Source organism: Streptomyces sp. NPDC006332 (assembly GCF_040612855.1).
In the GTDB taxonomy this organism is placed as follows: domain Bacteria; phylum Actinomycetota; class Actinomycetes; order Streptomycetales; family Streptomycetaceae; genus Streptomyces.
In genome coordinates, this window is record NZ_JBEXRA010000070.1 from 13,868 (window position 1) to 39,828 (window position 25,961).

The 25,961-nt window shown below is 70.9% G+C and carries 17 protein-coding genes; 6 read left to right on the forward strand and 11 right to left on the reverse strand.

The annotated features are described in order from the left end of the window. Nucleotides 1-23: 23 nt before the first annotated feature. From ABZ027_RS38360 to ABZ027_RS38380, 5 genes are all read right to left on the reverse strand, one after another. Complete coding sequence (locus ABZ027_RS38360) at nt 24-4,166, reverse strand: Ig-like domain-containing protein (RefSeq protein ID WP_356776820.1); 4,143 nt, start codon at nt 4,164-4,166, stop codon at nt 24-26. 2 nt (nt 4,167-4,168) lie between these two features. Beyond that, nucleotides 4,169-6,220 carry a beta-L-arabinofuranosidase domain-containing protein gene (locus tag ABZ027_RS38365; RefSeq protein WP_356776822.1) on the reverse strand — a complete coding sequence of 684 codons (2,052 nt, stop codon included), beginning with the start codon at nt 6,218-6,220 and terminating at the stop codon, nt 4,169-4,171. Between the two features lie 106 nt (nt 6,221-6,326). Then, nucleotides 6,327-7,148 (reverse strand): carbohydrate ABC transporter permease, encoded by an 822-nt coding sequence (locus ABZ027_RS38370; RefSeq protein ID WP_356776852.1) that lies wholly within the window; start codon nt 7,146-7,148, stop codon nt 6,327-6,329. Nucleotides 7,149-7,204: 56 nt separating this feature from the next. Then, a complete protein-coding gene (locus tag ABZ027_RS38375) occupies nt 7,205-8,170 on the reverse strand; it encodes a sugar ABC transporter permease (RefSeq protein WP_356776824.1) in 966 nt (321 codons plus the stop codon). A gap of 248 nt (nt 8,171-8,418) precedes the next feature. Then, nucleotides 8,419-9,729 (reverse strand): sugar ABC transporter substrate-binding protein, encoded by a 1,311-nt coding sequence (locus ABZ027_RS38380; protein WP_356776826.1) that lies wholly within the window; start codon nt 9,727-9,729, stop codon nt 8,419-8,421. A 277-nt stretch (nt 9,730-10,006) separates the two neighbouring features. On the opposite strand from ABZ027_RS38380, the gene ABZ027_RS38385 reads away from it, so the two are divergent. The 3 genes from ABZ027_RS38385 to ABZ027_RS38395 all read left to right on the forward strand — a co-directional run bounded on the left by ABZ027_RS38385 (nt 10,007) and on the right by ABZ027_RS38395 (nt 15,989). After that, complete coding sequence (locus ABZ027_RS38385; protein ID WP_356776828.1) at nt 10,007-11,035, forward strand: LacI family DNA-binding transcriptional regulator; 1,029 nt, start codon at nt 10,007-10,009, stop codon at nt 11,033-11,035. A 161-nt stretch (nt 11,036-11,196) separates the two neighbouring features. Continuing rightward, complete coding sequence (locus ABZ027_RS38390; RefSeq protein WP_356776830.1) at nt 11,197-14,496, forward strand: discoidin domain-containing protein; 3,300 nt, start codon at nt 11,197-11,199, stop codon at nt 14,494-14,496. Then, nucleotides 14,493-15,989 (forward strand): family 43 glycosylhydrolase, encoded by a 1,497-nt coding sequence (locus ABZ027_RS38395; protein ID WP_356776832.1) that lies wholly within the window; start codon nt 14,493-14,495, stop codon nt 15,987-15,989. The genes ABZ027_RS38390 and ABZ027_RS38395 overlap by 4 nt, the downstream gene beginning before the upstream one ends. A 16-nt stretch (nt 15,990-16,005) precedes the next feature. Here ABZ027_RS38395 and ABZ027_RS38400 read toward each other — a convergent pair whose 3' ends face one another. Further along, nucleotides 16,006-17,178: a PP2C family protein-serine/threonine phosphatase gene (locus ABZ027_RS38400; protein ID WP_356776834.1), complete on the reverse strand. Its 1,173-nt coding sequence runs from the start codon at nt 17,176-17,178 to the stop codon at nt 16,006-16,008. Nucleotides 17,179-17,277: 99 nt separating this feature from the next. Beyond that, on the reverse strand, nt 17,278-18,036 hold the full coding sequence (locus ABZ027_RS38405) for an IclR family transcriptional regulator (protein WP_356776836.1): 759 nt from the start codon (nt 18,034-18,036) through the stop codon (nt 17,278-17,280). A gap of 258 nt (nt 18,037-18,294) precedes the next feature. On the opposite strand from ABZ027_RS38405, the gene ABZ027_RS38410 reads away from it, so the two are divergent. The 3 genes from ABZ027_RS38410 (at nt 18,295) to ABZ027_RS38420 (ending at nt 21,819) form a co-directional block, all read left to right on the forward strand. Beyond that, nucleotides 18,295-19,695 carry a cytochrome P450 gene (locus ABZ027_RS38410; protein WP_356776838.1) on the forward strand — a complete coding sequence of 467 codons (1,401 nt, stop codon included), beginning with the start codon at nt 18,295-18,297 and terminating at the stop codon, nt 19,693-19,695. A gap of 176 nt (nt 19,696-19,871) precedes the next feature. Further along, complete coding sequence (locus ABZ027_RS38415; protein ID WP_356776840.1) at nt 19,872-20,528, forward strand: hypothetical protein; 657 nt, start codon at nt 19,872-19,874, stop codon at nt 20,526-20,528. 13 nt (nt 20,529-20,541) lie between these two features. Further along, the gene (locus ABZ027_RS38420; protein WP_356776854.1) at nt 20,542-21,819 is read left to right on the forward strand and encodes an FAD-dependent oxidoreductase; all 1,278 of its coding nucleotides are present in this window, start codon (nt 20,542-20,544) and stop codon (nt 21,817-21,819) included. Nucleotides 21,820-21,839: 20 nt separating this feature from the next. On the opposite strand, the gene ABZ027_RS38425 is transcribed toward ABZ027_RS38420, so the two are convergent. The 4 genes from ABZ027_RS38425 to ABZ027_RS38440 form a co-directional block, all read right to left on the reverse strand. Further along, complete coding sequence (locus ABZ027_RS38425) at nt 21,840-23,171, reverse strand: hypothetical protein (RefSeq protein WP_356776842.1); 1,332 nt, start codon at nt 23,169-23,171, stop codon at nt 21,840-21,842. Next, complete coding sequence (locus ABZ027_RS38430; protein ID WP_356776844.1) at nt 23,168-24,433, reverse strand: bifunctional glycosyltransferase family 2/GtrA family protein; 1,266 nt, start codon at nt 24,431-24,433, stop codon at nt 23,168-23,170. Before ABZ027_RS38430 ends, ABZ027_RS38425 begins: the two co-directional genes overlap by 4 nt. 201 nt (nt 24,434-24,634) lie before the next feature. Then, nucleotides 24,635-25,174, reverse strand: a complete 540-nt coding sequence (locus tag ABZ027_RS38435; protein ID WP_356776846.1) for a hypothetical protein — start codon at nt 25,172-25,174, stop codon at nt 24,635-24,637. 10 nt (nt 25,175-25,184) lie between these two features. After that, entirely contained in the window at nt 25,185-25,691 is a 507-nt protein-coding gene (locus tag ABZ027_RS38440) for a SigE family RNA polymerase sigma factor (protein WP_356776848.1), read from the reverse strand. Nucleotides 25,692-25,961: the final 270 nt, after the last annotated feature.

Below are 25,961 nucleotides of genomic sequence, written 5' to 3' on the forward strand. Positions count from 1 at the left end.
TGGCGGGGGTCATGCGGAGGCGGTCATCCAGGTGGGGCGGTCACGGTGACGGTGGCCGTGGCCCGGTAGGTGGTGCCAAACACCGTTCCCTTCACCTCGAAGGTTCCGGGCTGCGCGTACCGGTCCGGATCCACCGGGTCCCAGGTGACCGGGACGCCGCTGTCCTTGGATCCGTCGTTGTAGGTGGCGACGACGGTCGGCGGAAGGGTGGGCGCCCGTCCGGTCCGGCTGGTGAGCCGTTCCTCGGCGAGGCTGGTGATCTCGACCGCGTCGCTCTGACGCACCCACACGGTCGCGGTGACGGGCTGCGCGGCCCTGTCGGCGAGCCCGGTGATCCGTACGCTGGTGCCGCCCTCGGCGACCTGCTCCGCGGTGAGGGCCGGCCAGGCGACCGGCGAGCGTGCCGTCGAGCCGTCCGGGTAGACCAGCGTGACCTGGCCCGGCAGTTGCGGGATCCTGCCGCGCGGGGTGGGGACGTGGACCTCGCGCACCGACTCCGGCGTCTGGGCGTACACCTTCCACTCCTGCACGCCGAGGGCGAGGTTGGGATGGCCGGTCAGCCTGGCCCGCAGGGCGGTGGTGGTGACGGGGGTGAAGGTGGTCCGGTTGTAGCGGTCCTCCGCCGTGCCGTAGCCGCTGGGTGAGGCGACCTCGCGCCAGGTGTCGCCGTCGCGGTACTCGATGACCCAGGAGGACGGGACGCCGACACCGTCGTCCGCGCCCGGCTGGGCGTCGCGGAAGAAGTACAGGTCGGAGCCGTCCACGCGGACGGGGTCGTCCCAGGTGTACTGCACCCACTGGGTGCCCTTCTGGGGCCAGCTTCCCCAGCGTGGCGCGTCGGACGACGAGGCGGGTTCCCGGCCGTCGTTGAGGGCCGCCACCGACTCCCAGCCCGAGGTGTAGGACGCGGTGGGCGTGGCGGACGGCGCCACGTTCACCTGTCCGTCCGAGAGCCCCGCCGCCTTGACGACGACCTTCTTCGACGACTCCGACGTGCCGTCGCTCGCGGTGAGTTGGAGCGTGTAGGTGCCCGCCTCGGTGAACCGGGCGACGGTCGTCGAGGCGCCCGGGGTGTCGAAGAGGACGGTGCCGCCGTCCGGGCCGTCGACCGCCTTCCACGAGGCGGTGAGCTTCCGCTCCGGGAGACCGTCGTCCTTGACGACGCCCGTGAGCCTGACCTGTCCGGGGCGGGTGTACGTGGTGTCACGCCACGCCTCGACATACGGCGCGTGGTTGCGTGCCGCCGGGGCCCGGGCGCCGGTGGCGAAGGCCTGGACCTCCTTCAGGCCGCTGGTGTGGCCGTCCCGGTGGCGCATCAGTACCCGTAGCTTCTGGGTGGTCGCCTTCCGGAAACGCACCTGGTTGAGGTTGGCCCGTGGAAAGACCGGTGACCTGGCCGCTCCGGCCACGTCCCGCCACTGCCCGGCACGGTCCTGGTACTGCACGGCGTAGAGCGCGGGCTCGGCGTAACCGTCCGGCCGTTTGTCGCTGTAGAAGTGGAGCCGGACGTCGTCCACGCCGCGCGGTCGCCCGAAGTCCAGCTCGTACCAGTCCTCGGTGTTGCCCGAGCCGCGGGCACCCCAGAAGGGCTCGTTGATGGTGAAGCCGTCGACCGCGCCGGCCACCGGGTGGCCCGCCGCCTCGTAGGAGGCGCGGACGGTGGCACCGGCGGCGAGGTTCTGCTGCGCCACACCGGTCAGGTCCCGGCCCGCCTTGGCGAAGAGGTCGGTGACACGGTCCTTCGTGCCGTACTCGACGTCCTGCGGTGCGGCGACGGCCGTACGAAGGCCGGTGGTCCTGGCCTTGGCCCCGCCCCCGTCGGGGAAGGTCACCTTGCGGGTGACGGGGTCGTACACGAGATGGGTGAGGCGGTCGGCGGTGAGGGCGAGTTTCCCGTTGAGGTAGAGGGAGTAGCCCTCGGGGACCTGGCGGCCGTACGGCCGTCTGCCGTCGCCGGGCTTGTCCCACAGCACGGCGACGTCGGTGCCGCGGTAGTTGATGTCGGTGACGGCGAAGTGGGGCCAGTCGACGTCGATCGGCGACAGCTCGATCTTCCGGTCGTCGCGGGGCCGGAAGCCCATCGCGTCCTCGATCACGGTCCAGTTGGTGGTGCCGAGGATGGTGTGGTGGATCCAGGACCGGTAGCCGATCTTCTGCGGGTCGGCGCTGCCGTCCGACCAGAACTCGTTCTGGTCGGGCCACCGGTTGTCCCCGTCGACGTACTGGGCCCAGGCGTTCCACGACAGCAGCTTCTTGTACCAGGTGCGGTCGATGTATCGGTTCGGGTACTTCCGCAGGACGGAGGAGAGGAAGCGGAAGGTGACGGTGGAGTTGATGACGGAGAAGTTGTTGCTGCCGGGGTTCCCCTGCTCGGCCGCCTCCGCCTTGTCTGCCTGGTTGGCGGTGAAGAACGGGAAGACGGGGTACTGCTTGTCGTCCGCCCACAGCCGCAGGGCTTCGAGGTACTGCGGGTCCTCGTCCGGCGTGGGCATCAGACCCACGCTGTACGGGTAGTAGTTGTTGATCTCCTTCCAGGGCACCAGGGTGTCGGTGGCCACGTGCCGGTGCTTGATGAGTTTGTCCTTCGGATCCCACAGGTACGTCAGGACGGCGTCCTTGACCCGTTTCGCGACGCCCCGCATGTCCTGCGCCTTGTCCTTCTCGCCGAGGAGTTCGTAGGCGCGGGCCGCCGCGGTGGCGTTGCTGTACACGTACGCCGACTCGGCCCGGTCCAGGTTGCCCGGCTTCCAGTCGAAGGACACCGCGTCGGCGTCGTTGCCGGTCATCGCGCCCCAGTCGTACTCGATCAGACCGTTGCCGTCGTGGTCGTAACTCTCCAGCTGCCCCCGGACATCCTTCTCCGCGTAGCGCGCGAGGTTGCGCACGACGCCGTCGGGCCCGCCGTGCACCTGGTAGGAGCGCCAGGCGGCCTCGGAGATGTACTGGATGTAGCTGTTGGACCAGTTCTCCGGGTCCCCCGGGTTGTCCGTGTACTTGCCGTTCTTCGACACCTCCCCGGCGGACATCCAGGGTCCGTAGGAGTAGCTCGGATCGCGCAGGTACTTGAGGTCGTCGACGAACATGCCGGTGGTGAGGGCGATGGCGTTGTTGTAGCCCAGCACGCCCTCCATGGAGGTGGGGAACTGGTAGTCGTTGCCCGGGATGTCGGCGTCGAGGAAGTTGTAACGCAGCAGCCACCAGCGGTAGTAGAGCGTCTTCTCGATGTTGTCGTCCGGGACGTCGAGGTAGGGCAGGTTCTCGGCCCACCACTGGTTGTACGTCTGCACATGTGCGCGGAAGGCGGCGGTCGGGGATGCCCTCCGCACGCCGTCGTACTCGGAGCGGGAACGGGCGATCTCCTCGGTGACGAAGCCGAGTTGGACCTTCGTGGTGAGTGCGCGGCCCGCGGGGACGGTGAGGGTCCGGGTCAGGGTGTCGCCGTCGGGTGCCATGCCGTCGCCGCTGAGCCGGGGGAAGACGGTGGTGAGGTTGTTCTTCGCGGCGACCGTGCCGGTGAGTTCGCGCCCTTCGGCGGTGGTGGTGTACGGGGACGAGGCGCGCAGGGTCACCTTCCGGCTCGTCGCACCCGTGTTGGCGACGGTCAGGTCGGTCACGGCCACGTCGGCGTCGGTGATGAACTTGGTCTGCGTCACCTTCAGGCCGGTGGCCTCGTGGGTGAACTCGCTGTGCCAGTAACTGGGGGTCTGGGTGCGGGCGTCGGTGTTCTCAAGGAGGGTCAGGTCCTCGCCGTCCACGGACAGGTTCACCGTGTACGCCGACCGGTTGTCGATGCTCTCCCAGTAGGCGACCTTGCCGGCGAACCCGAGCCGGGAAGGATCGTGTTCCTTCATGAACACCGCCCGCCCGCGCGTGAACAGCCAGTCACCCGCCGGGTCCGCGCCCTTGCGGGCCAGCATGCGGTCCATCCAGAAGTCGGTGCCGTCGCCCGTCTTCCGGTCGGCCTCGTACTGGGCGCGCAGCGTGCGGTGGGTGGTGAAGCCGGCCGGCAGCTTCGGCACGGGGTGCGCGGAGCCGGAATACACCGGGTAGCCGATGGCCGAGTTGTCCGCCGACGCGGGTGCGGTGGCGGCCAGCGGCGCCAGCAACCCGAGGACCAGTGCTCCGGCCAGGGCGCCGCGGCGGTGCCGTCTTCGTTGTCCGTGCACGGTTACCTCCCGGTGGCCTTCGGGTGTGTTCCGGTGGGCTTCGGGTCTGTTTCGGTGGGCTTCGGTTGTGGTGCGGCCTGCGGCTGCGCTCCTGTGGACGTCGGCCGGCCTTCAACCGTCGGCAGCCACACCCGCATGGTCGTGGGCCCACGGTTGGCCCAGGAGTGGTAGGGGGCCAGGACGATGGTGCGGGGCTCGGCGGTGGGAGCGGTGGGAGCGGTGGCTCGGTCGAGGGGCCGGTACGGCCATGCGGGGTCGTGCGGTGCACCGGGTTCGGCGAGTTCACCGGGGACGAGGACGGTGTCGCCCCCGCCGTCCGGCCCGTCCTCCGGTTCCGCGGACGGGTCCACCCGTACGGCGTCGACCTCGTGCCCGTCGGGCAGGTCCACGGACTCGGCGCAGTACACCAGCGGACCGCGCTGCACGGCCGCCGCCCCGCGTACCGCGTCCACCCGCGGGTCGGCGCGGATCCAGCGCGGCCGTACGGGCAGTTCGAGGCGTACCTCGTCGCCGGGCCGGAAGACCCGGGTGGTCCCGGCCGTGCCCGGGGCGACCGCGCGGCGCCGCCCGTCCGGGTCGACCAGCCAGGCGGTGTCGCCCGCGGTCCAGTCGGGCACGCGCAACGACAGGGTCCACGGGCGGTCCGTGGACCGGCCGATCCGCACCGTCACGGTGCCGCCGGCCGGGTAGTCGGTGCGGATCCGCAGGGCGACGCCGTGCCCGCCGGCGAGCGAGGTGGCGATCTCCGCGTCGGCGTACTGGTGCACCTGCACGCCGTGGTCGTCGGCCGTCGCCAGATACGCGGGCAGCTGGGCCAGCGTCCGCGCCACATTGGTCGGGCAGCAGGACACCGCGAACCAGGGCGCGCGCAGACTCGACTCGGCGCGCCGGCTCACGGCGTGCGGCGCGGGTACGGCACCCCGGTGGCGCCGGTGCAGGGTGTTGGCGTAGAAGAAGGACCGGCCGTCCGCCGACGGCGAGGTCGCGACCACGTTGAACAGGGTCCGCTCGGCGAGGTCCGCGAAGCGCGGCTCACCGGTGGCCAGCAGCAGCCGCCAGCTGAGCATGACGGAGGCGACACCGGCGCAGGTCTCCGAGTAGGCGCGGTCCGGTGGCAGCACGAAGTCGTCGCCGAAGGACTCGTCCCGGTGGTGCGAACCCATGCCGCCGGTCAGGTACGTCCGCCGGGCTACCGCGGCCTCCCACTGCCGTACCACCGCGGCGAGCAGGTCGTCGTCGCCGGTCTCCACGGCCACGTCGACCGCGCCGGAGGCGAGGTAGAGGGCGCGGACGGCGTGCCCGCGCAGCGCCGTCGCCTCGCGCAGCGGCAGGTCGTCCTGGTAGTAGGCGCGGCCGAACTCGATGTCGGCGAGCGTGCGGTGGCCACGCCTCTCGACGAACAGCGCGGCCTGGTCGAGGTAGCGCTGCTCCCCTGTCGCCCTGGCCAGTTCGACCAGGGCCGGCTCGATCTCCGGGTGTCCGCAGACGCCCTCGATGCCGCCCCGGCCGAAGGTGGCACACACGTGGTCGGCCGCCCGTCGGGCGATCTTCGCCAGCTCGCCCTCGCCCCGGGCCCGGGTCTGGGCCACGCCCGCCTGGATCAGGTGCCCTTGGCAGTACAGTTCGTGGCCCCATTCGAGGTCGCTGTACCGGGGCTGCTGGCCGGGGCGGCCGTAGGCGGTGTTCAGATAGCCGTCCGCCGCCTGGGCGGGTGCGATGACGTCGGTGAGTGCGGCGATGTCGGCGTCGAGTGCGGGGCCGGTGGCGGACTGCCAGGCCATCGCTTCGAGGAGTTTGTAGAGCTCGGAGTCGGCGAACTCCCGTCCCCGCCGGTCCCGGTGGACCCGTCCCTCGGCGGCGGCCCGGAAGTTGCCGGTCCAGCCGGAGCGTTCCATCCAGTCGCGGCAGTGGCCGATGGTCGCGGTCGCGTTGGTGTGCCGGCGTTCGGCCCAGAAGCCCCCGGTGATCTGGACCTCGTCGAGGCCGAGCGGTCGCAGCCGGCCGCGGGTCGGTGCCACCGGCACCACCGACGACCGCGCCGTGTTCTCCCTCACCAGTTCATGCCTTCGGTTGTCCCTTCGGTCTGCGGTGCGGGCCGTTCGGTCTGTGCGGTTCCATGCGTGCGGTGCGGTGTGCGCGTCGGCCTGTTCCTGTTGGCGGTCAGCCCTTGAGCGCGCCGGACATGAAGCCCCGTATGTAGTGCCGTTGCAGCAGCAGGAAGAGGAGCAGGCAGGGCACGGCCAGCACCACCACGCCCGCCTCGGTGGCGCCGTAGTCGACGGCTCCCATGCTCTGCTGCCGCAGATTGGCGACGGCCAGCGGCAGGGGTGCCTTCTCGCTGTCGGAGATGAGGATCAGCGGGGCGATGAAGTCGTTCCAGGCCGCGAGGAAGGCGAACAGCCCCACGGTGATCAGTCCCGGCCGCACCGCCGGGAGAAGGATCCGGCGCAGCGCCCCGGCCGTGCCGCAGCCGTCGACGAGCGCCGACTCCTCCAGTTCGCGTGGGACCGCCTCGAAGGAGATCCGCATCATGAAGGTGGCGAACGGCAGTTGGAACATGGCCAGCACCAGGCTCAGCCCGATCAGCGAGTTCTGCAGATGGAGCCTGCCGAGCAGCACGTAGAGCGGGATGAGGAGGGTGGCGTACGGGACCATGAGGATGGCCAGGGTGAGCAGGAACAGCAGGTTCTTGCCGGGGAAGTCGAAGCGGGCGAAGGCGTAGCCGCCCAGCAGTGACACCCCGAGGGTGAGCAGGACGGTCAGCGTCGAGACGACGGTGCTGTTGAGGAGGTAGCGCCACAGTCCGGCGTCGTAGTCGAGCAGGGTCCGGTAGTTGCCGAGGCCGTAGCCGGATTCCTGTGCGGTGCCCGGCTGTCCGCTGACCGAGGACCAGGCGTTCCACAGCAGCGGGAACAGGAAGATGACGGCCAGACCTCCGGCGACGACGTAGTACGGCGTCCGGCCGAGGGCGCGGGTGAGCACCGTGGTGTCCCTTCTGGTGGCGTGGGTTTCATGACTGGTCCGAGGGACCGTGGTCGTCATGACTCGTCGGCGCGGCGCAGACCGCGGAACTGGAGGGCGTTGAGCAGGAGCAGCACGGCCAGCACGATGATCGACAGCGCGGCGGCGGTGCCCAGGTTCAGCCGTTGGAAGGCCTCCCGGTAGATCAACTGGACGATGGTGACGGTGCTGTTGTCCGGTCCGCCCTTGGTGAGGATGAAGAACTGGTCGAAGGCGAGCAGGGATCCGGTCACGCACAGCAGCAGACTCAGCGCGATGGACGGGCGCAGCAGCGGCAGGGTGATGGAGCGGAAGATCTGGCCGCGTCCGGCGCCGTCCATGCGGGCCGCCTCGTACACCTCGTGGGGGATGCGCTGGATGCCCACGAGCAGGATCAGCATGTAGAAGCCGGCGAACTTCCAGACGATGAGGAAGACCGTCGACAGCAGAGCGGCCGTCGGGGTGCCGAGGAAGGACACCGGGTCGTCGACGAGGCCGAGCGTTTCCAGGGCGCGGCTGAGCGGCCCGGTGGTGGGGCTGTACAGGCCCCAGAACAGCAGGGAGGCGGAGGCGAGTCCGAGGGCGCCGGGCAGGAAGTAGACCGTGCGGAAGAAGCCCGCGCCCGGGCGGGACTCCTGCACGAGCAGGGCGAGCAGAAGCGCCAGGCCGAGCAGGGCGACCGTGACGATCGCCGTGTAGAGGAGCGTGAAGCGGACCGCGGGCCAGAACAGGGTGCTGTCGGTGACCTCGGTGTAGTTCTCGGGGGCGTTGACGCCCCGGTCACCGGCCAGCAGGGGCCAGTCGCTGAGCGACATCTGCCCGACGAGCAGCAGCGGGAGCAGGAAGAAGACGGTGACGAACACGGCCGTGGGGGCCGCGTAGGCGAGCCCCTTGGCCTTGCGGGACCGCCACCGGGGCGCGGCCGCGCGGGGCGGACGGACCCGGCGTTCCGGCCGGGTCCGGTGTTCGGTCGCCGCTGTCTCGTCGGCCACCTTCACCTGCATGTCTCTCCTTTGCCGGGTCAGGGCCTGTCGTTTGGATCAGGTCGCAGGGAACCGAGAGTGCCTTGTCAGCGCCGGTGAGCGGGGCGTGGGGCGTGCAGCTGCAAGGCGGAGGAGGGCGTCGATGCGGAGCATCGGCAACCGACGACAACGCGGCAGATGGGCGTGCCACGCCCCGCGTCTGCGGCGTGATCCAAACGACAGGCACTTAGGTGCGGAGGATTGCCGGGTGCGCGAGCCGGGGGGCCGGACTAGTCCGCCAGTGACGCGGAGACCGCGTCGTTGTCCTTGTCCACGGAGCTCCCGTCGCCGAAGGCGGCGTCGCGCATCAGGGTCAGCCAGGGCCCGTTGGGGTCGTTGAAGGTCTGGCCGAACTTCATCGCGTACGGGGTGCGGCCGTCCGCCACCAGTTGGTTGATGGTCACCAGTCGGGGGTCCGCCTTGGAGTACTTGTTGGACGCGAGGTCGGTGCGGGCCACCACGTCCTTGTGCGCGGCGACCACGTCGACCTGTGCCTTGTCGCCCAGGGACCAGGCGAGGAAGTTCCATGCCTGGTCGGTGGACTTGCTGGTGGCGGAGATACCGATGGCGTCACCGCCGACGAAGGTGGACTTGCCGCCGTCGGGCCCGGGGATGGGCGCGACCCCGAAGTCGAGGTCCTTGGGCATCAGCCCCAGGGTCGTCGACGGCATGGGCATGACGCCGACCTTTCCCTTGGGGAAGACGCCGGTCCAGGTCACGCCGGTCTCGTCCTTCGCGCCGGGGGCGACGATGTCGTCCTTCGCCCACCCGCGATAGGTGTCGTAGACCTTCTTCGCGGTGGCGGAGGCGAGCTGCGCCTCGGTTCCCTCCTCGTTCAGCACGTCCTCGCCGGCGGCCCAGATGGAGGGCCACCAGGTGAACACGCCGCAGCCGCCGCAGTTCCCGCCGAAGAAGGTGCCGTCGACGCCGCCCAGCGCGTCCACCGCCCGCGCCTGGCGGTCCCATTCCTTCAGGGTGGTGGGCGGCTTCTCGGGATCGAGTTTCGCTCGCCGGTAGAGCTCCTTGTTGTAGAAGAGCACCGACAGGTCGAGGGTGTGCGGGACGACGTACTTCTTGCCCTCGTACGTGCCGGCCTTGATGTGCGACTGCGCCAGGTCCTTGGCGAAGGGCAGGGCGTCGACGCGTTCGGTGAGGTCGGCGAAGAGCCCGCTGGAGGTGTAGTTCGGAACGAACACCACGTCGGAGGCGAACAGGTCGGGCAGGTCCTTGGAACCGGCGGCGGCACCGACCTTGGCCTGGTAGTCGTCGGTCGGTACGACGGTCAGTTCGACCTTGTTCTTGTGGCTCGCGTTGTACGCCTTGACAAGGGCCTCGCTCTGCGGGCGGGTCGCCGCGCGTGTCCACATCGTGAGCGTGGCGCCGTCGTCGACCCCCTTCGCGTCGGCCTGTCCCCCGCCTCCACCGCCCGCGCCGTCCTCATCCGACCCGCAGGCCGTGACCAGACTCGCGGCGGCGAGCAGCGCGACGACGCCGGTGGCGAGGCGGCGCAGCTGCCCATGTGGTCCGACCGTGCTCCCCATGATCGATCCCCCTTGAGTTGCGGCGGGCCACGAACGGGCCGGCCGGGCGGGACGGTGGATGTGGTGGCACTGAACCGAGAGGCGGAAAGGACCGAAAAGGTTTTCTGTGACGCTAGAACTCTGCCAAGTACCCGTCAATCCCCTTGCAGGGAACGGCTGCAGACGGATCACCGAAACCCGTGCGGACACCCTGACCGAAAGTCTTTCGCGTACTGTTTTACGCATGGCGTGCCGCCCTCGACGGCGTCGGCAGGCCGCGCGAGACAGGAGAGCGACCATGTCACAGGCCACCGGCCCGGCCCGTCCGCAGCCCGCCACGCTCGTCGAGGTCGCCCGGCTGGCGGGCGTGTCCGTGGCCACGGCGTCCAAGGCCCTCAACGGCCGCAGCCAGGTACGCGCGGAGACCAGACAGCGGGTGATCGAGGCGGCGGAGCGGCTGTCGTTCCGGCCCAACCAGGTGGCCCGCGGTCTGCTGGCCGGGCGCACGGGCACCGTCGGTCTGCTCACCAGCGACCTGGAGGGCCGGTTCAGCATTCCGATCCTCATGGGCGCCGAGGACGCCTTCGGGGCGGGCGAGGTCGCGGTGTTCCTCTGCGACGCACGCGGCGACGCGATCCGCGAACAGCACCACGTGCGGGCGCTGCTCGGGCGCCGGGTCGACGGCCTGATCGTCGTCGGCAGCCGGACCGATCCCCGGCGCTCACTGGGCCGGGAGCTGCCGGTTCCCGTCGTCTACGCCTACGCCCCGTCGCAGGACCCTCAGGACCTGTCCATCGTGCCGGACAACGTCGGCGCGGGCCGCATCGCGGTGGACCACCTGCTCGCCTGCGGCCGGACCCGGATCGCCCACATCACCGGCGATCCCGGGTATTCCGCCGCACAGGACCGGGCCTCGGGTGCCCGGGCCGCGCTCGCCGACGCCGGCCTGGCCCTGGTCGGCGAACCGCGGTTCGGGGCGTGGTCGGAGGGGTGGGGGCGGGCGGCCACCGCGATGCTGCTCGAGGGGCATCCGGACGTGGACGCCGTGCTGTGCGGAAGCGACCAGATCGCCCGCGGTGTCATGGACGTGCTGCGCGAGCGCGGCCAGCGGGTGCCCGAGGACGTCGCGGTCATGGGCTTCGACAACTGGCAGGTGCTGACCTCCTCCTCCCGACCACCGCTGACCAGCGTCGACATGAACCTCGAACAGGTCGGGCGGGCGGCCGCGCACGCCCTGTTCACCGCGATCGGCGGGGCCCGGCGGCCGGGGATCGAGACCCTGCCCTGCCGTGTGGTGATCCGGGGGTCCACGGCGGCCCTGTCCTGAACCGGGGCGTGCTCAACGCCGGTCTCCCACACTCCTCTTGACACTCCATCAGCTCGCTCCTACGTTGCGAAAACCTTTCAGGTCCGTTTCCGTGCTCTGCGGACCACGCACGTCGGCGTCATCGCGAGCAAGCGCTTGTCAACGGGACAGGGGAGCATCCGATGAGAAGACCGCACGTCTTACTGTCACGGCGCCGACGCACGAGGTGTCTCCTCGTCGCCCTGGTGCTCAGCGTCTGTTCCGTCGTCACCGCGACCCCGGCCGCCGCTGCCCAGACCATCGGGTTCCCCACCTTCACCGGCCCCGCGATCCCGGCCCCGCCCGTCGACTACACACCGGGCGACATGATGCGGACCATCTACGACGCGGAGAGCTCGGGAACCGACTTCTGGATGGACCGTCTGCTGGCCCGCACCGGCAACGACCCGTCCGGTCCCTGGCTGATGACCCGCGGTCGGGCCCTCTTCATGAAGGAGCACGACCCCTCCAAGCTCGGGTTCGGCGGCAGGGTCGCCTACTGGGAGAGCATCAACGACAACAACGCCTACACGGTCGCGATCAGCCCGGGCACCTTCACCGAGCAGGTCTCCCTGCGCCGGCAGACGCCCAGTCACTGGAAGAGCGTGCACACGGGCGGCTCGGTCACGGTCGACCAGACCAAGTTCATCACCGACAACAACGTCGCGGTGACCAACCTGTCGATCAAGAACAACGGCAGCGGTGCGACCACCCTGCAGTTGCGGGCGACCTCCCCGTACGCCACGGCGGGCACCGGCGGTGAGCTCACCGGGCAGGTGAACGCCTACAACAACCTCACCACCATCCGCCCCCGGCTGACCGGTGACGGGTTCACCGTCTCCAGTGGCGGGCTGAACCGCTCCGTGACGATCGCGGCCGGGGCGACGGTGACAGCCAAGGTGGTGATGGGCTTCGTCACCGACGAGATCCCCGCCTCGCTCACCGAGTACCAGGCCTACGCGGGCTACTCCAACGCCACCGCGTTCGCCACCCACGTCAGGGCCTACAACCTGTGGTGGGCGCGGAACGTGCCCTACATCGACGTGCCCGAGCCCGCGATCAAGAAGAGCATCTACTACCGCTGGTGGCTGATGCGCTTCAACAACCTCGACGCCGACATCCCCGGACAGACCTTCCAGTTCCCGACCTCGACCGAAGGCGTCCTCGGCTACAACAACGCGATCGCGCTCACCCAGCCCATGCACATCGACGACCTCAAGTACCTGCGCGACCCGTCCTACGCGTACGGCGACTGGCTCAGCGTCGGCCAGACGTCGAAGGGCGGGCGGTTCCTCGACAACCCGGGTGACCCGGAGAACTGGTCCAACAGCTACACCCAGTACATCGCCGAGGCGGCCTGGAAGAGCTACCAGATCCACGGCGGCCAGCCCGCGATCGCCGGCAGCCTGGCCCGCTACGCCGAGGGCGACGTCAAGGGCCAACTCGCGCACTACGACCACGACAACAACAAGCTCATCGAGTACGACTGGGGCGCCCTGACCGGCAACGACGCCGACGCGGTGTCCTTCCACTGGAAGCCCGGCACCATGGACCGCGCCGAGTCCGCCTACCAGTACAGCGGCGCCCTCGCCGCGGCGCAGGCCTACGAGGCGACCGGCAACACGGCCAAGGCCACCGAGATGCGCACCCTCGCCACGCAGATCAAGGACGCCATCGTCAACGTGCTGTGGAACCCGAACCGGCAGCTGTTCGAGCACCGGCTCAAGTCGACCAACGAGTGGGTGCCCTGGAAGGAGATCAACAACTACTACCCGTTCTCCGTCGGGGCCGTCCCCGACACCGCGACGTACAAGCAGGCGCTGCGTCTGTTCGACGACCCGGCCCAGTACCCCGTCTTCCCCTTCTACACGGCCAACCAGGCCGACAAGAAGGCGGCGGCGGACGCGGGGAACCCGGGTTCCAACAACTTCTCCACCATCAACTCCACCGTGCAGTTCCGGCTGTACTCCTCGGTCCTGCGCAACTACCCCAACTCCTGGATGAAAGCGACCGACTACAAGAAGCTGCTCTACTGGAACGCCTGGGCGCAGTACGTCGGCGGCAACACCCAGTGGCCCGACGCCAACGAGTTCTGGGCCGACTGGAACGGCAGCGGAATCGACTACCGGTCCTGGATCCACCACAACATCCTGGGCAGCAGCAACTGGACCGTGATCGAGGACGTCGCCGGTCTGCGACCCCGCAACGACGCCAAGGTCGAGCTCTCCCCCATCGACATCGGCTGGGACCATTTCACCGTCAACAACCTCCGCTACCGGGGCGCCGATCTGACCGTCGTCTGGGACGACCCCGCCGACGGCGTGGTGCGCTACCCGGGCGTGCCCGAGGGGTACTCGATCTACGTCAACGGAAGCCGGGCCGCCACCGTCGACTCGCTGGTCCCCTTCACCTGGGACCCGGCCACCGGAGACGTCACCACGAGCGGCAGGGTCACCCACCACACGGCCGTCGCCGGGCTCAAGGCACCCAACCAGGTGGTGCAGAACAGCCCCCGGATGGTCGACATGCTTGCCAAGGCGGGCGTCGACCTGACCGCCGACCTGACCAACCTCGCCTCCGGGGCGACGGCGTCCGCCTCCTTCACCGGCTCCGGCAGCAGCGTGTCCGGCGCGGTGGACGGGTACCCCACCAACGAGCCGTTCTGGGGCGTGGGCGGCTCCCCAGGCAGCCAGGACTGGTACGAGCTGAACTTCGGCACCGCCCGCACGCTCGACGAGGTGCGCCTGTACTTCAAGGACAGCCGCCCGGCCAGTACGACCTACCGGGCACCGTCCGCGTACACCATCCAGTACTACGACGGCAGTTCATGGGTGAACGCCCCGAACCAGACCAAGAACCCGGCGGCGCCGCGCGCCAACTACAACGTGGTGCGCTTCCCCGCGCTCAGCGCCCAGCGCATACGGGTCCTGGCCACCAACGCGTCCGGCGCCAAGACAGGCCTCACCGAGGTCAAGGTGTACAACCGGGGCGGCGTCCAGCCACCCCAGCCATCGGCCAACCTGGCGACCTCCGCGACGGCGTCGGCGTCGTACACCTCGTCCTGGGAGAGCGTCACCGCGGTCAACGACGGCATCGACCCGCCCTCGTCCAACGACACCGTGAACCCGCGCTGGGGCACCTGGCCGGAGAGCGGACAGCAGTGGGCCGAGCTGACCTGGCCGTCGGCGAAGACGATCGACAAAGCCGAGGTGTACTTCTTCGACGACGACCAGGGCATCGACATGCCGGCCTCGTGGAAACTCCAGTACTGGAACGGCGGTGCCTACGTCGACGTGCCCGGCGCGAGTGGCTACCCAGTTGCCAGGAACCAGTACAACACCGTCACCTTCAACGCCACCAACACCACCCGGCTACGGGTGCAGCTCACCAGCAACGGCACCAACTCCGTCGGCCTCCTCGAAGCAAAGGTGTACGGACCGTGACCCGTTCCAGATGTCTGTCCGCGCTCATCGGCGTACTCACCATGGTGGTCGCCTTCCTGGTGGCGCCTCCGCCCGCTGCCGCGGCCGTCACGTTCACCTCGACCGGGGTGAACCAGAACGGCGGCAACTGCCTTGACCTGCCGAACAGTTCGTCGACCAACGGAACCCAGCTGCGCGCCTTCATCTGCGGCGGCGCCGCGAACCAGAACCTCGGCTTCACCCCGGTCGCGGGGACGAGTGACACCTACACCGTCACCACCCAGTCCGGTCAGTGCGTCGACGTCTCCGGCGCGTCCACCGCGGACAACGCCACGATCATCCAGTGGCCCTGCCACGGCGAGACGAACCAGCAGTGGCGCCTCGTCCCGGCGACGGTGAGCGGCACCGACAAGACCTTCAACCTGGTGTCCGTCAGCTCCGGCAAGTGCGTCAGCCCGAGCGGCGGCTCCTCGGCCTCCGACACCGGCCTGGTGCAGCTGCCGTGCGCCGCCGCGAACGGCAGGGTGTGGCGACTGCCCGGCTTCACCGGCGGCGGCACGAGCCCGCGCACGTTCACCAACCCGATCGCCCAGCGCGGGCCCGACCCCTGGCTCACGTACCACGACGGGTACTACTACCTCGCCACCACGACCTGGAACTCGACGGTCACCATGCGCAAGTCCCGGACCCTGGCGGGGCTCGCCACGGCCGACGCACAGGTGATCTTCAACCTGACCCGGCCCAACGGGGCGGGCACGATGTGGGCCCCGGAGTTCCACCTGCTCGACGGCCCGAACGGGAAGCGGTGGTACTTCTACTACACGGCCGGGCGGGAACCGTACGACCTGGGCACCCAGCGGATCCATGTGCTGGAGAGCGCCGGCCTGGACCCGATGGGGCCCTACACCTTCAAGGCGGACCTGCTCGACCCGTCCCAGGACAACACCTGGGAGCTGGACCCGAGCATCCTCCAACTGGGCGGCAAGCTCTACCTGCTGGGCACCTACTACAACGGCTCGCAGCCGATGTTCATCCGGCCGCTCTCCAACCCGTGGACCGCGAGCGGCACCCGGCGTGTGCTGTCCACGCCCACCTACAGCTGGGAGACGGTGGGCGGCGCGGTCAACGAGGGCGCCGAGGTGCTCCAACGGGGCGGCAAGACCTTCATCGTGTACTCCGCGAGCCACTGCTCCACGCCCGACTACAAGCTGGGGATGCTGACGTACAACGGCGGTGACCCGCTCAACTCCTCCTCATGGGTCAAGTCCCCGAACCCGGTCTTCCAGCGGTCCAACGCCAACGGTGTGTACGGGCCCGGCCACAACGGCTTCTTCACGTCGCCCGACGGGACCGAGGACTGGATGGTCTACCACGCCAACAGCTCCACGAACGGCGGCTGTGACATGAACCGCTCGACCAGGGCGCAGAAGTTCACCTGGAACGCCGACGGCACACCGAACTTCGGTACGCCGGTGGCCACGGGCATCCCTCTGACGGCTCCGTCCGGGGAGTAGCCGGTGCCAACGGGTGTCACACAGCGGTCGGTTGGGCGACCGCCGGTTCGGGCGCGGCCGGCTTGCGGATCAGCAGCAGTGCCGCGTCGTCGTGCAGCCGGCCGCCCACATGGTCCAGCAGTTCGTTGTGGAGCGCGGTGAGGGTGCGTTCCGGCTCGTCGGACAGGTGGCGCGCCAGCCCCTCGCTCAGCGGGTAGAACGCACGGCCCCGGTCGCGGGCCTCGGTGACCCCGTCGGTGTAGAGCAGCAGTTGGTCCCCGTCGGCGAACGGCAGCACCTGGAGGGCGGGGCCCTGGCCCGCGAGGGCGCGCAGCCCGAGGGGCGGGGCCGGACGCGGGGGCTCCACGGCCGCGACGTGGCCGGGCTCGCGCACCAGCAGCGGAGGCGCGTGGCCGCAGTTCACCACCTCCAGCTGCCCCGGCCGCGGATATCCGGCGACCACGGCGGTGACGAAGTCGTCGCAGCCGAGGTTGCGGGCCAGGCTGCGTTCGATCCGGTCGACCACGGCGAGGAGGTTGGGCTCGTCGTGGGCGGCCTCCTGGAAGACACCGAGCACCAGCGCGGCGGTCCCCACGGCGGGCAGTCCCTTGCCGCGCACGTCGCCCACGATCAGCCGGACCCCGTACGGGGTGGGTATCAACGCGTAGAGATCCCCGCCGATGCGGGCCTCGGCCGCCGCGGCGCTGTAGCGGACGGCCGCCTGGAAGGGGCCGACGGTCGCCGGTACGGGCTTGAGCAGGGCGTGCTGGGCGGTCTCCGCGACCGAGCGGACGGCGGCCAGGACCCGTTCCCGGCGGCCACGCAGCGCACTCGCCAGGCCGCTCGCCAGGGTGACGGCCGCCAGGGCGGACAGGACGGCCACCAGTTCACGTGCCGGGACACCGTCCCGGGATCCCAGCGTCGCGCCGAGCGTGGTGGCGAGGGCGCCGACGCAGAGGACTCCGCGGGGCCCGTTGGTGGAGGCGGCCAGCGCGGGACCGGCCGCGAGCAGGGGCAGCCAGATCATCCCCGCTCCGCCGAGAAGGTCCACGAGGACGATCACGGAAACGATCAGCACGGGCAGTACGGGTATACCGGCGGTCAGCTGCGCGGCGGCCCGCCTGCGGGGCGGGGCCCCGGGTCCGGCCACCCGGTCTCCGGGCGAACGCGTCGGCCACTGGTCTCCACCATGGTCTCGGGCCTGGCTCATGTTGTGTCCGCTGTCCTCACCTGTACACGGGGCAGGCCCCTGAGCTGTCTCCTTCCTCCAGGAAACGGATTCGGCCCGATGGTCACAAGAAGCGGGTTTTCAGATAGTGAGCGAGAGGCTCCTGGTCACGCGGGTCGCGGTCGGGAGCAGACGCTCCTGGACCTCCCGCAGCCGGGAGAGCCGGGAGGCCGGCAGGGAGACGCCGAGCGAGCCGAGCACGTCCCCGCTGTACACGGGTACGGCGACGCAGACCGTGCCGAGGGCGTACTCCTCCAGGTCCGTGACGGCCGGGGCCACCGGCGAGGAGTCGAGTCGGCGCAACAGCTCAGGCAGGCTGGTGACGGTCTGCGGGGTGAGGTCGGCGAGGTGGTGCCGGGAGAGGTAGTCCTTGCGGGCCTCGTCGTCGAGTTCCCGCAGCACAGCCTTGCCCAGCGCGGTGGCGTGCCCCGCGTCCTCGAACCCCACCCACAGATCGACGCGGGGTGTCCGCGGACCGTCGACGATCTCCGCGACCCGGATCTCGCCGTCCTCGTAGAAAGTCAGGTACGCGGCGGCCGTGATCTCGTCCCGCAGCGCGGCGAGCGTGGGACGCACCCGGCTGAGCAGCGCCTGCCCCCGGCCCGTGGTGTGCAGGGTCTGGACCTTGTCCCCGAGGACGAACCCGCCGTCGGCGAGCTTGCGCACATAGCCGTCGTGGACCAGCGTCCGCAGCAGGTGATAGGCGGTGGCCAGAGGCAGGCCGGTCTCCCGCGCCAGCTGTTTGGCCGGCGCGCCGTTGTCGTGCGCGCCCACGGCCTCCAGCAGCCGGAAGGCCCGCTGGACGGACGTGATCAGCGTGGGGCCCTCGTGCGCACCCATGGATCCAGCGTGCGCCCTGCACACCGGGCAGGCAAGACGCGCCCTCGGGAAGCGGGGTCACGCGCCCGCGTTTCGCTGTGAACGCTCGCGGATTCCCACATGCGCACGTCAGGGCCTGCGTCCGACGGTGAGCGGCGCCGCCTCGGAGAGGTCCGCCCCCGCTGTAGCCACGCCCGGGGCGATCATCTTTACTCTTCAGATCGTCATGTTCACACAGCGTTCCGTGACAGGAGCGGCGCTGGCAGAGGAAAGGAAGCCATGGGGTCCCAACTGAGCGACGGGTCGCCAGCCCGTCACGAGCCGCTGGAGGCGATGAGCCTGGAGCCGCTCATGACCCGGGACTACGAGACCCGCCCGGAGCTCGTCTACGAGCGGCTGCGTCGGACGCACGGTCCGGTCGCGCCGGTGGACCTGCTGGGAGTGCCCGTCTGGCTGGTGCTGGGCTACAAGGAGTCCCTGGAGGTCCTGCAGAACGACAGCGCCTGGCCGAAGGGGCTGGAGAACTGGCGGGCGCGGCAGGAGGGCCGGCTGCCCAAGGACTGGCCACTGGCCCCGTCGCTCGACGTCAACCACATACTGATCCAGGGCGGCGCCGACTACCCGAGCCTGCGCGGCGCGTGGGACGCCGCGCTCAGGCCCTTCCAGGACCCCCGGCAGCCCCAGGCCCGGCAGCTCCGGGCGAAGATCGCCCGCGACGCGGACGAGCTCATCACCCTGTTCTCCCAGGGAGGCCGCAGCGGCTGGGCTGATCTCTCCGCCCAGTTCTCGCGCCCCTTGCCCCTCATGGTCGCCAGTCATCTGCTCGGCTTCCCCGGCTCGCAGCACGACGACGTACTGATGGACATGTGGCGGGTGCTGGACGCCGGCCCGGACGCCGGGCCCGCGCTGGAGCGGTTGCTGGCCGCCCTGTCCGAGCTGGGGGCGTGGAAGATGAAGCAGCCGGGCGAGGACTTCCCCTCCTACCTGCTCGCCTCCCACCCCGGCCTCGGCGTCGAGGAGTTGTCCCGTGAGCTGATGATGCTGCTCGGCATGACCTCCGACCACGTCGGCATCCTGATCTCCAACGCGGTCGTCGAGGTGATCAGCGGAAACGGTTCGGCGCGTGCCAGTCTGTCGGCGGGAATGATGAGGGAGACCATGAACCGGGTGGTGATGCAGAAGCCCCCGCTGGTCAACTTCGTGCCGCGGTTCCCGCTGACCGACACCCGGCTGGGCGACTACACCATCGCCGCGGGCGATCCGGTGTGGGTGTCCGTCGGTGCCGCGCACGCGGACCCGGCGTTCTCCGAGGGGGTCTGCCCCGCCCGGACGATCAGTACCCGGGCGCACCTGTCCTGGGGTGCCGGGCCCCGTCAGTGCCCGGCGAGGGAACTGGCGACCACCACGGCGTCGATCGGTGCGAGCCGGCTGCTCGAGCGGCTGTCCGGGCTGGAGTTGTCGCTGCCGGTCGACCAACTGCCCTGGCGGTCGTCCCCCTTCATGCGCGGCCTGCGCTCGCTCCCGGTCCGCTACACGCTCGCCGACCCGCCCGCCGGCCCGGAGGCGGCCGGACTGCCCGTCGTCCCTCCCCCGCCCGGTCACCCGCCGACCGTCGACGGCGCCGAACGGCCGCGTTCGTCGCTGTGGCGCTATCTGGCGGGGCTGGTCCGAGGACGGTGACGCGCGCGGAACGTCGTCTTCCGCGCGGTCGGCCAGGGTTACGCTTCCGGGCCGGCCGGGATCGCCCGCCGACTTCGGCGTCACCGTCTGCGGCCACGGGTGGGCCGGGCCGGCTCTCGGGAACGGCCCGGCCCGCCGCGTCCACCACCGTCGGCACCCACCCCTGAGGAGATTATGTGAGCGGACCGTCCGGCCTCCGCCCCGAGCACCGCGCGGACTTCGAGGCGGTGCTGCACCTGGCACTGAACACCCCCGACATCCGCAGCGCCCTGCGCGCCGACCCGGCCGGCCTGGCCGCCCGGCGCCTGCGGGTCCGCGCACTCGCGGACGCCGAGGACATAGCCACGCCGGCACGGGCCGAGTACCGCGCGTACCTCGCGTGCCTCGACCTGGACGCGGCGGCGACGGGTACCGGGGTGCGGCAGCACGCCTCGGACACCGGGGCACGTCGGCCGGCCGAGGTCGGACCGCTGTCGGCGCCGGCCGTTCTCACGCCCCTGCTGGCCTGCACCTCCGCCGCCGTCCTGCTGGTGCTCGGCCACCTGCTCCACCTGGCGGACGTACGCGGCCCACTGCCGAGTTCACTGACCACCGCCGGCTGGGTTCTCGCCCTCGTGGCGGCCTTGAGCACGCTCGTCGCGCTCGTGGCACCGATGGGCAGGATGGTGCGCCGACGTGCCGGTCGCGCGCCGGGGGAACGGCGCGAGCAGTCCTGGCTGGAGTGGCGGCAGGCCCTGTTGGAGCGCGGCATGCTCCCCCATCTCCGGCGGTGCCTCGACGAGGACCCGTCGCTGTGCGCCTCCCGCGCCGGGCAGCCGCGGTCCCACGACTGAGGCACGCCGTCCGATCGTCCCGCGGTCGCCCGCCCGTTCGGCCGGAACCGTCACCGCCGCCCGGACGTTTCCCACCCGAAGGTGCGGCCGCGGCGGCCGAACCGGACGAACGGGGTGTGATGTGGCGCGCGTTCTCGTCATCGGCGGCGGAATCGCGGGTACGGCGGCGGCCGTGGCCCTGCGCAAGGCGGGTATCGACGTCGTCGTGTACGAGGCGCACCCCGACTCGGCCGAGGACATCGGCGCGTTCCTCACCCTGGCGAGCAACGGCATGCGCGCCCTCGCACAGCTCGACGCCTCCGCCGCCGTCACCGCGGTCGGCTTTCCGCTGACCTCGATGCGCGTTCTCGACGGCGCGGGCACGGCGGTGGCGCACGTTCCGCTCGGCGAGGCCGCCGACCCCCTGCTGCGCTACCGGTGCCTGCGCCGCGGCGAGCTCAACAGGGCCCTGCAGGCGGAGGCTTCACGCCGCGGCGTCGACATCCGCCACGGTGCCCGGCTCACCTCGGTCCAGGACGGCCCCGGCGGCGTCACCGCGCACTTCGCCGACGGCAGCACCGAGACCGGCGACGTACTCGTCGGCGCCGACGGTCTCAACTCCACCGTGCGCCGGGCCGTCGAGCCCGCCACCCGCCCGCGTCACGCGGGCCAACGCGTCTTCTACGGCTACACCGGCGCCACCGCGCTGCCCGGCCCGGACGCCTGCATCACCATGGTGCGAGGCGGCCCGGGCGGCTTCGGCTGCGCGGTGTCGCCCGACGGTGAGAGCTACTGGTTCGCGCGTGTCCCCGGCGATCCCCTGCCCCTGGACGAGATCGCCCGGGGCACCCCCGCCGGCTGGCGCGACCTGCTCGTGCCGTCGCTGCGCGCGGACGCCCCCGTCGCCGCGGAGGTCGTGGCGGCCACCACCGACGACATCATGGTCACCAACGCCACCGAGCTGCCCCCGGGCGCCCCCTGGCGCACCGCCCGCACGCTGCTGATCGGCGACGCGGCCCACGCGGCCTCCCCCGCGACCGGGCAGGGCGCGTCAATGGCGCTGGAGGACGCCGTCGTCCTCGCGAAATCCCTGCGCGACGCCCCCGACACCGAGACCGCCCTCTCCCACTACGAGTCACTGCGCCGCCCGCGCACCGAGCACAACACCACCGTCAGCGGGAACATCTCCCGCGGCACCCACACCCGCCCCGTCGGCGGAGCGCCCCCGTCCCGGCCCGGCGACGACGACCTGGCCCGGCTCCTGGACTGGGACCTGGACATCATGACCGTGCGACCGGTCCACCAGGGGTAGCGGGCGGTAGGGCGCGGGGCCTACGGGACCCCCACTTCGAAGAGCACGTATCCCGCGTACGAGCCCGACGCGACCGCTGTGATGCCGAGCAGGGTGAACAGCGTGGGCAGACCGAGGCGGCGCAACGCGACGGCCACCGGGATGAAGAGGGGGAAGACCGGGAGCAGGTAGCGGGAGACGTTGCCGAATATCTGCTGGCTGCCCAGGACCAGGACGAGGGTGAGGAGCGTGTAGACGAGCAGGAGGGCCGGTGGGCGCAGGCGGATCAGCAGCGGGACCAGCAGCACCGCCAGGAGGACGACGCCCGCGCCGATGGTGTCCTCGAGGGGATACGCGAAGAGGTAGTCGAAGCGGCCCACGGCCATGGAGGCGAACACGTCGACGGTTTGTTCGCCGTAGTCGAAGGTGTGCGCCCAGGCCCCCTTCTGAAGCTTGAAGTAGCCGCTCAGGTCACCCATCTCGTTGCCGACCCAGAGCAGGTACCCGGCGAGTCCGAGCGGCGCGATCAGGATCGCGGTCCATGGGCGGGCGATGTCGTCGTGACGGCGGTGGAGCGCCAGCAGCCCGGCGACGGTGAGCGCGGCGATGAGCGCGACAGAGGTGGGGCGGTTGAGGCCGGCGGCGAAGGTGAGGATGCCGGCGGTGAGCCAGCGGTCGCTCATCACGGCGTGGCAGGCCCAGACGGCGAGGGCCACGTAGAGGGACTCCGAGTAGGCCGCCCACTCCATGCCCGAGCCGGGCCAGACGGCCCACAGTCCGGCCGCGGCCAGCCCGGCCCGGCGGCCACCGAACCGGGCGGTGACGGCGTAGACGCCGAGGGCGGCCACGAACGAGGCGACGACCGAGACGAGCATGCCGGAGCCGTACAGACCGAGCCCCGTGGCTTCGGAGACGATCCGCATCGTCGCCGGGTAGAGCGGGAAGAACGCGGCCGAGTTGCCCTCGAGGGTGATGAGTCCCTTGGCGCCGGAGACCGGGACGAGAGCGGGATCGTAGCCGTGGGCGGCGATCTGCTGGTACCACCAGCCGTCCCAGCTCGCCAGCACGTCCCAGGCATGGGCGCCGCCGCCGAAACGCGGGTCCCTTTTCCGGTACTCCCCCGAGGAGTTGAGCAGGTACATGAAGACGGAGAAGCCGATGAGCTTCAGTACGCCGTAAAGGGCCAGTACGGGACCGTAGTGGGCGGCCCAGCGTCTCAGGCGTGCACGCCAGTCGTGCCTCCACCAGCGATGCGGGGTGCGGCTCGGGTCGTGGGCGGGGCTCGGGCCGGAGACAGAGACGGAGACGGAGACAGCGGACTCGGTGGGGTCCGGGCCGGGGATGACCGCGGGTGTCGGCATGGTGTGGTTCATGCGGCCGTGGATCCCGTCTCGCGGCGGCGCGCGGGGAACACCCAGGCCCGGAAGAGCAGGAAGCGCAGGAGTGTCGCGGCCAGGTTGGCGGCGACCAGCACCACGATCTCGGTGGGCCGCGCGGGTCTTTGTGCCACCTGGTGCAGCACGGCCAGTGATCCGCTGGTGAGCGTCAGACCGACCACGAAGACCAGCAGGCCCTTTGCCTGGTGGCGCAGCGCGCCGCCCCGCCCGCGCAGCCCGAAGGTGAGCCGGCGGTTCGCGGCCGTGTTGGCGACCGCGCAGACCAACAGGGCCAGCGCGTTGGCGGCCTGCGGTCCGGTCGGCGGGCGCAACAGCGCGTACAGCAGCACGTATCCGACGGTGCTCACGGCTCCCACCGCCGCGAAGCGCAGCAGCTGGCCGGCCAGACCGCCGGCCGAGTGGTCGGCGCCGCCTCGCCGCAGCCCGGCTGTCGGCAGCGTGCCCCGGGCCAGGGACCGGCCGATCCTGGCGATGCCGCGCAGGTCGGCCAGCGCCGTGGAGAGGATGTCGACCCGGCTGTCGGGATCGTCCACCCAGTCGACCGGCACCTCGTGGATGCGCAACCCGGCCCGCTCCGCTATCACCAGCAGTTCGGTGTCGAAGAACCACCCCGAGTCCTGGACGAGGGGCAGCAGCCGCTCGGCGACATCGCGTCGTACCGCCTTGAATCCGCACTGCGCGTCGGAGAACCCCACGGCGAGGGTGGAGCGCAACAGGACGTTGTAGCAACGGGAGATGACCTCGCGCTTCGGGCCCCGCACCACGCGGGCGCCACGGGCCAGGCGGGTGCCGATCGCGAGGTCGGAGTGGCCGGAGATCAGCGGGGCGACCAGCGGCAGCAGCGCCGTCAGGTCGGTCGACAGGTCCACGTCCAGGTAGGCGAGCACCGGTGCCCGCGAGCTCGACCACGCCGCGTGCAGCGCGCCGCCTCGCCCCTTCTCGGCCAGTCGCAGCCACCGCGCTTCCGGTAACTCGGCGGCCAGCCGGGCCGCGATCCGTGGGGTGTCGTCGGTGCTGGCGTTGTCCGCGACGGTGATCCGGAACGGGTACGGGAAGGTCTCGCGCAGATGCGCGTGGAGCCGCCGCACACTCGGCTCCAGTTCCGCCTCCTCGTTGAACACCGGGACCACCACGTCCAGAACGGGATCCCGGTGGTGCGCCGACACCGGTGTGCGGAGCGGCAGTTGGTCCAGTGGCCAGTCGGTCGAGGAGTCCCCCGGGTGATCCGGATGATCCATGGAGTGGCCCTTCAGTGCGGCCGTCCCGGCATTTGTCACGTTGTGTCCGTGTCTGTGTTCTGTCGCAGGGCATGCCGAGGTCACTCGCGGCGATGGTGCGACCGACGGGCAGGGGTCAGGAGTTACGAGGTGCCGGTCTCGGCTTGTCGTTGTCGGTCGGGGAACGGGTGGGGGCCGGCTGTCCGGTGACGGCCGGGCCGGCTATCCGGTGTCGGCCGAGCCCCAGGTCGCCGACGGATCGTTGTTGGAGGGCATGGTCGTCGGTGCGGACGGCGTGTGCGTCGCCGCCGAGTCCGAGGTCGGCGGCGGGGCCGCGGTCGACGAGGTACTCGCGCCGGAGGGCGGCCTGGTCGCATTCCCAGGCATGGTCGGCGTCTCCGAGGGACCGACGGTTCCCCCGACGGTCGGGTCGGCGGTCGCGGTGGGGGGCGGGGCGGCCGAGGACCGGGACGGGGGCGCGTCCGGAGTGCGGGTCGGAGTCGTGGTCGGTGCGGCCGGGCTCGTCACCGGCCGCGGAAGGGGAGCCTGGGGCCTGTTCTCGACGGGGTCGCGGGGCAGCAGGAAGAAGCCGATGCCGAGTCCGGCGACGGCCAGGGCGCACCCGACGGCCCGCTGGGCCACGCGGGCCCGCCGCCGGGACCGTACTCCGGACCGCAGGCGTTGTCGGTGCCGCGGTTCGAAGGGGGCGTGTTCCTGGGTGTCGCGCATCATCCGCGACAACTCCCGCTCGAAGTGATCCATGGCCTCCCCTTCACCCCACCGGCTCGATGACATCGGCCAGGATCCGACGCAGCCGGGCCACGCCGCGTGACGCGTGGGATCGGGCTGTGCCCACCGGGCAGCCCAACACCTCCGCGACCTGCTTCTCCGACAGGTCCTGGTAGTAGCGCAGCACCACCGCGGTCCGCTGCCGCGGCGGTAACTGGGCCAGCGCGGCTTCCAGCCGGGAGCGCTCCACCACCGCGGCGGAGACGTCCCCCGTCGCCGCCAGGTCGGGCAGCTGCTCCACCGGGCGCTCGCCCCACCACAGCCGCCGCGCCGAGCGCGCCGCCGCTCGCGCCAGCACCTTGCGCAGGTACGCCTCCGGCGCCTCGTCGGCGATCTTGGGCCAGACGAACCAGAGCTTGACCAGGGCCTCTTGGAGCAGGTCCTCGGCACGGTGCCGATCGCCTCCGACGAGGAGACGGGCGAGGTTCAGCAACGCCGACCAGCGGGCCGCCACGAACCCGTCGAACCCCTCGGCTCGACTCTGCTCCATCCGCACCGTCCCCGTTCCGGTCAACCCTCTACATCCAGGGAAAGGCCGTGGGACCGGCACTACGATGCACTCCGGGCCTATGATCCAGATCACACCGTGCCGTATGCGGGGACTGGTTCATCCGGGGCCGGGGATCGAGGACCTCACCGGCCCGCCGACTTCCTGGGCCGACTCGCGGCACACGTCCGACCGGCGGGGGCCCGGGAAACCCGGCCCTCACCGCACCGGGAGACCGCGCAGATGCTGTCGTTCACCCGGCTCGACGACGAG

Bases quoted from the DNA above. Each gene is read 5' to 3' on its own strand.
- ABZ027_RS38425 (WP_356776842.1), bottom strand. From the start codon at position 23,171: ATGAACCACACCATGCCGACACCCGCGGTCATCCCCGGCCCGGACCCC.
- ABZ027_RS38430 (WP_356776844.1), bottom strand. From the start codon at position 24,433: ATGGATCATCCGGATCACCCGGGGGACTCCTCGACCGACTGGCCACTG.
- ABZ027_RS38380 (WP_356776826.1), bottom strand. From the start codon at position 9,729: ATGGGGAGCACGGTCGGACCACATGGGCAGCTGCGCCGCCTCGCCACC.
- ABZ027_RS38400 (WP_356776834.1), bottom strand. From the start codon at position 17,178: ATGAGCCAGGCCCGAGACCATGGTGGAGACCAGTGGCCGACGCGTTCG.
- ABZ027_RS38440 (WP_356776848.1), bottom strand. From the start codon at position 25,691: ATGGAGCAGAGTCGAGCCGAGGGGTTCGACGGGTTCGTGGCGGCCCGC.
- ABZ027_RS38435 (WP_356776846.1), bottom strand. From the start codon at position 25,174: ATGGATCACTTCGAGCGGGAGTTGTCGCGGATGATGCGCGACACCCAG.
- ABZ027_RS38385 (WP_356776828.1), top strand. From the start codon at position 10,007: ATGTCACAGGCCACCGGCCCGGCCCGTCCGCAGCCCGCCACGCTCGTC.
- ABZ027_RS38405 (WP_356776836.1), bottom strand. From the start codon at position 18,036: ATGGGTGCGCACGAGGGCCCCACGCTGATCACGTCCGTCCAGCGGGCC.
- ABZ027_RS38410 (WP_356776838.1), top strand. From the start codon at position 18,295: ATGGGGTCCCAACTGAGCGACGGGTCGCCAGCCCGTCACGAGCCGCTG.
- ABZ027_RS38375 (WP_356776824.1), bottom strand. From the start codon at position 8,170: ATGCAGGTGAAGGTGGCCGACGAGACAGCGGCGACCGAACACCGGACC.
- ABZ027_RS38390 (WP_356776830.1), top strand. From the start codon at position 11,197: ATGAGAAGACCGCACGTCTTACTGTCACGGCGCCGACGCACGAGGTGT.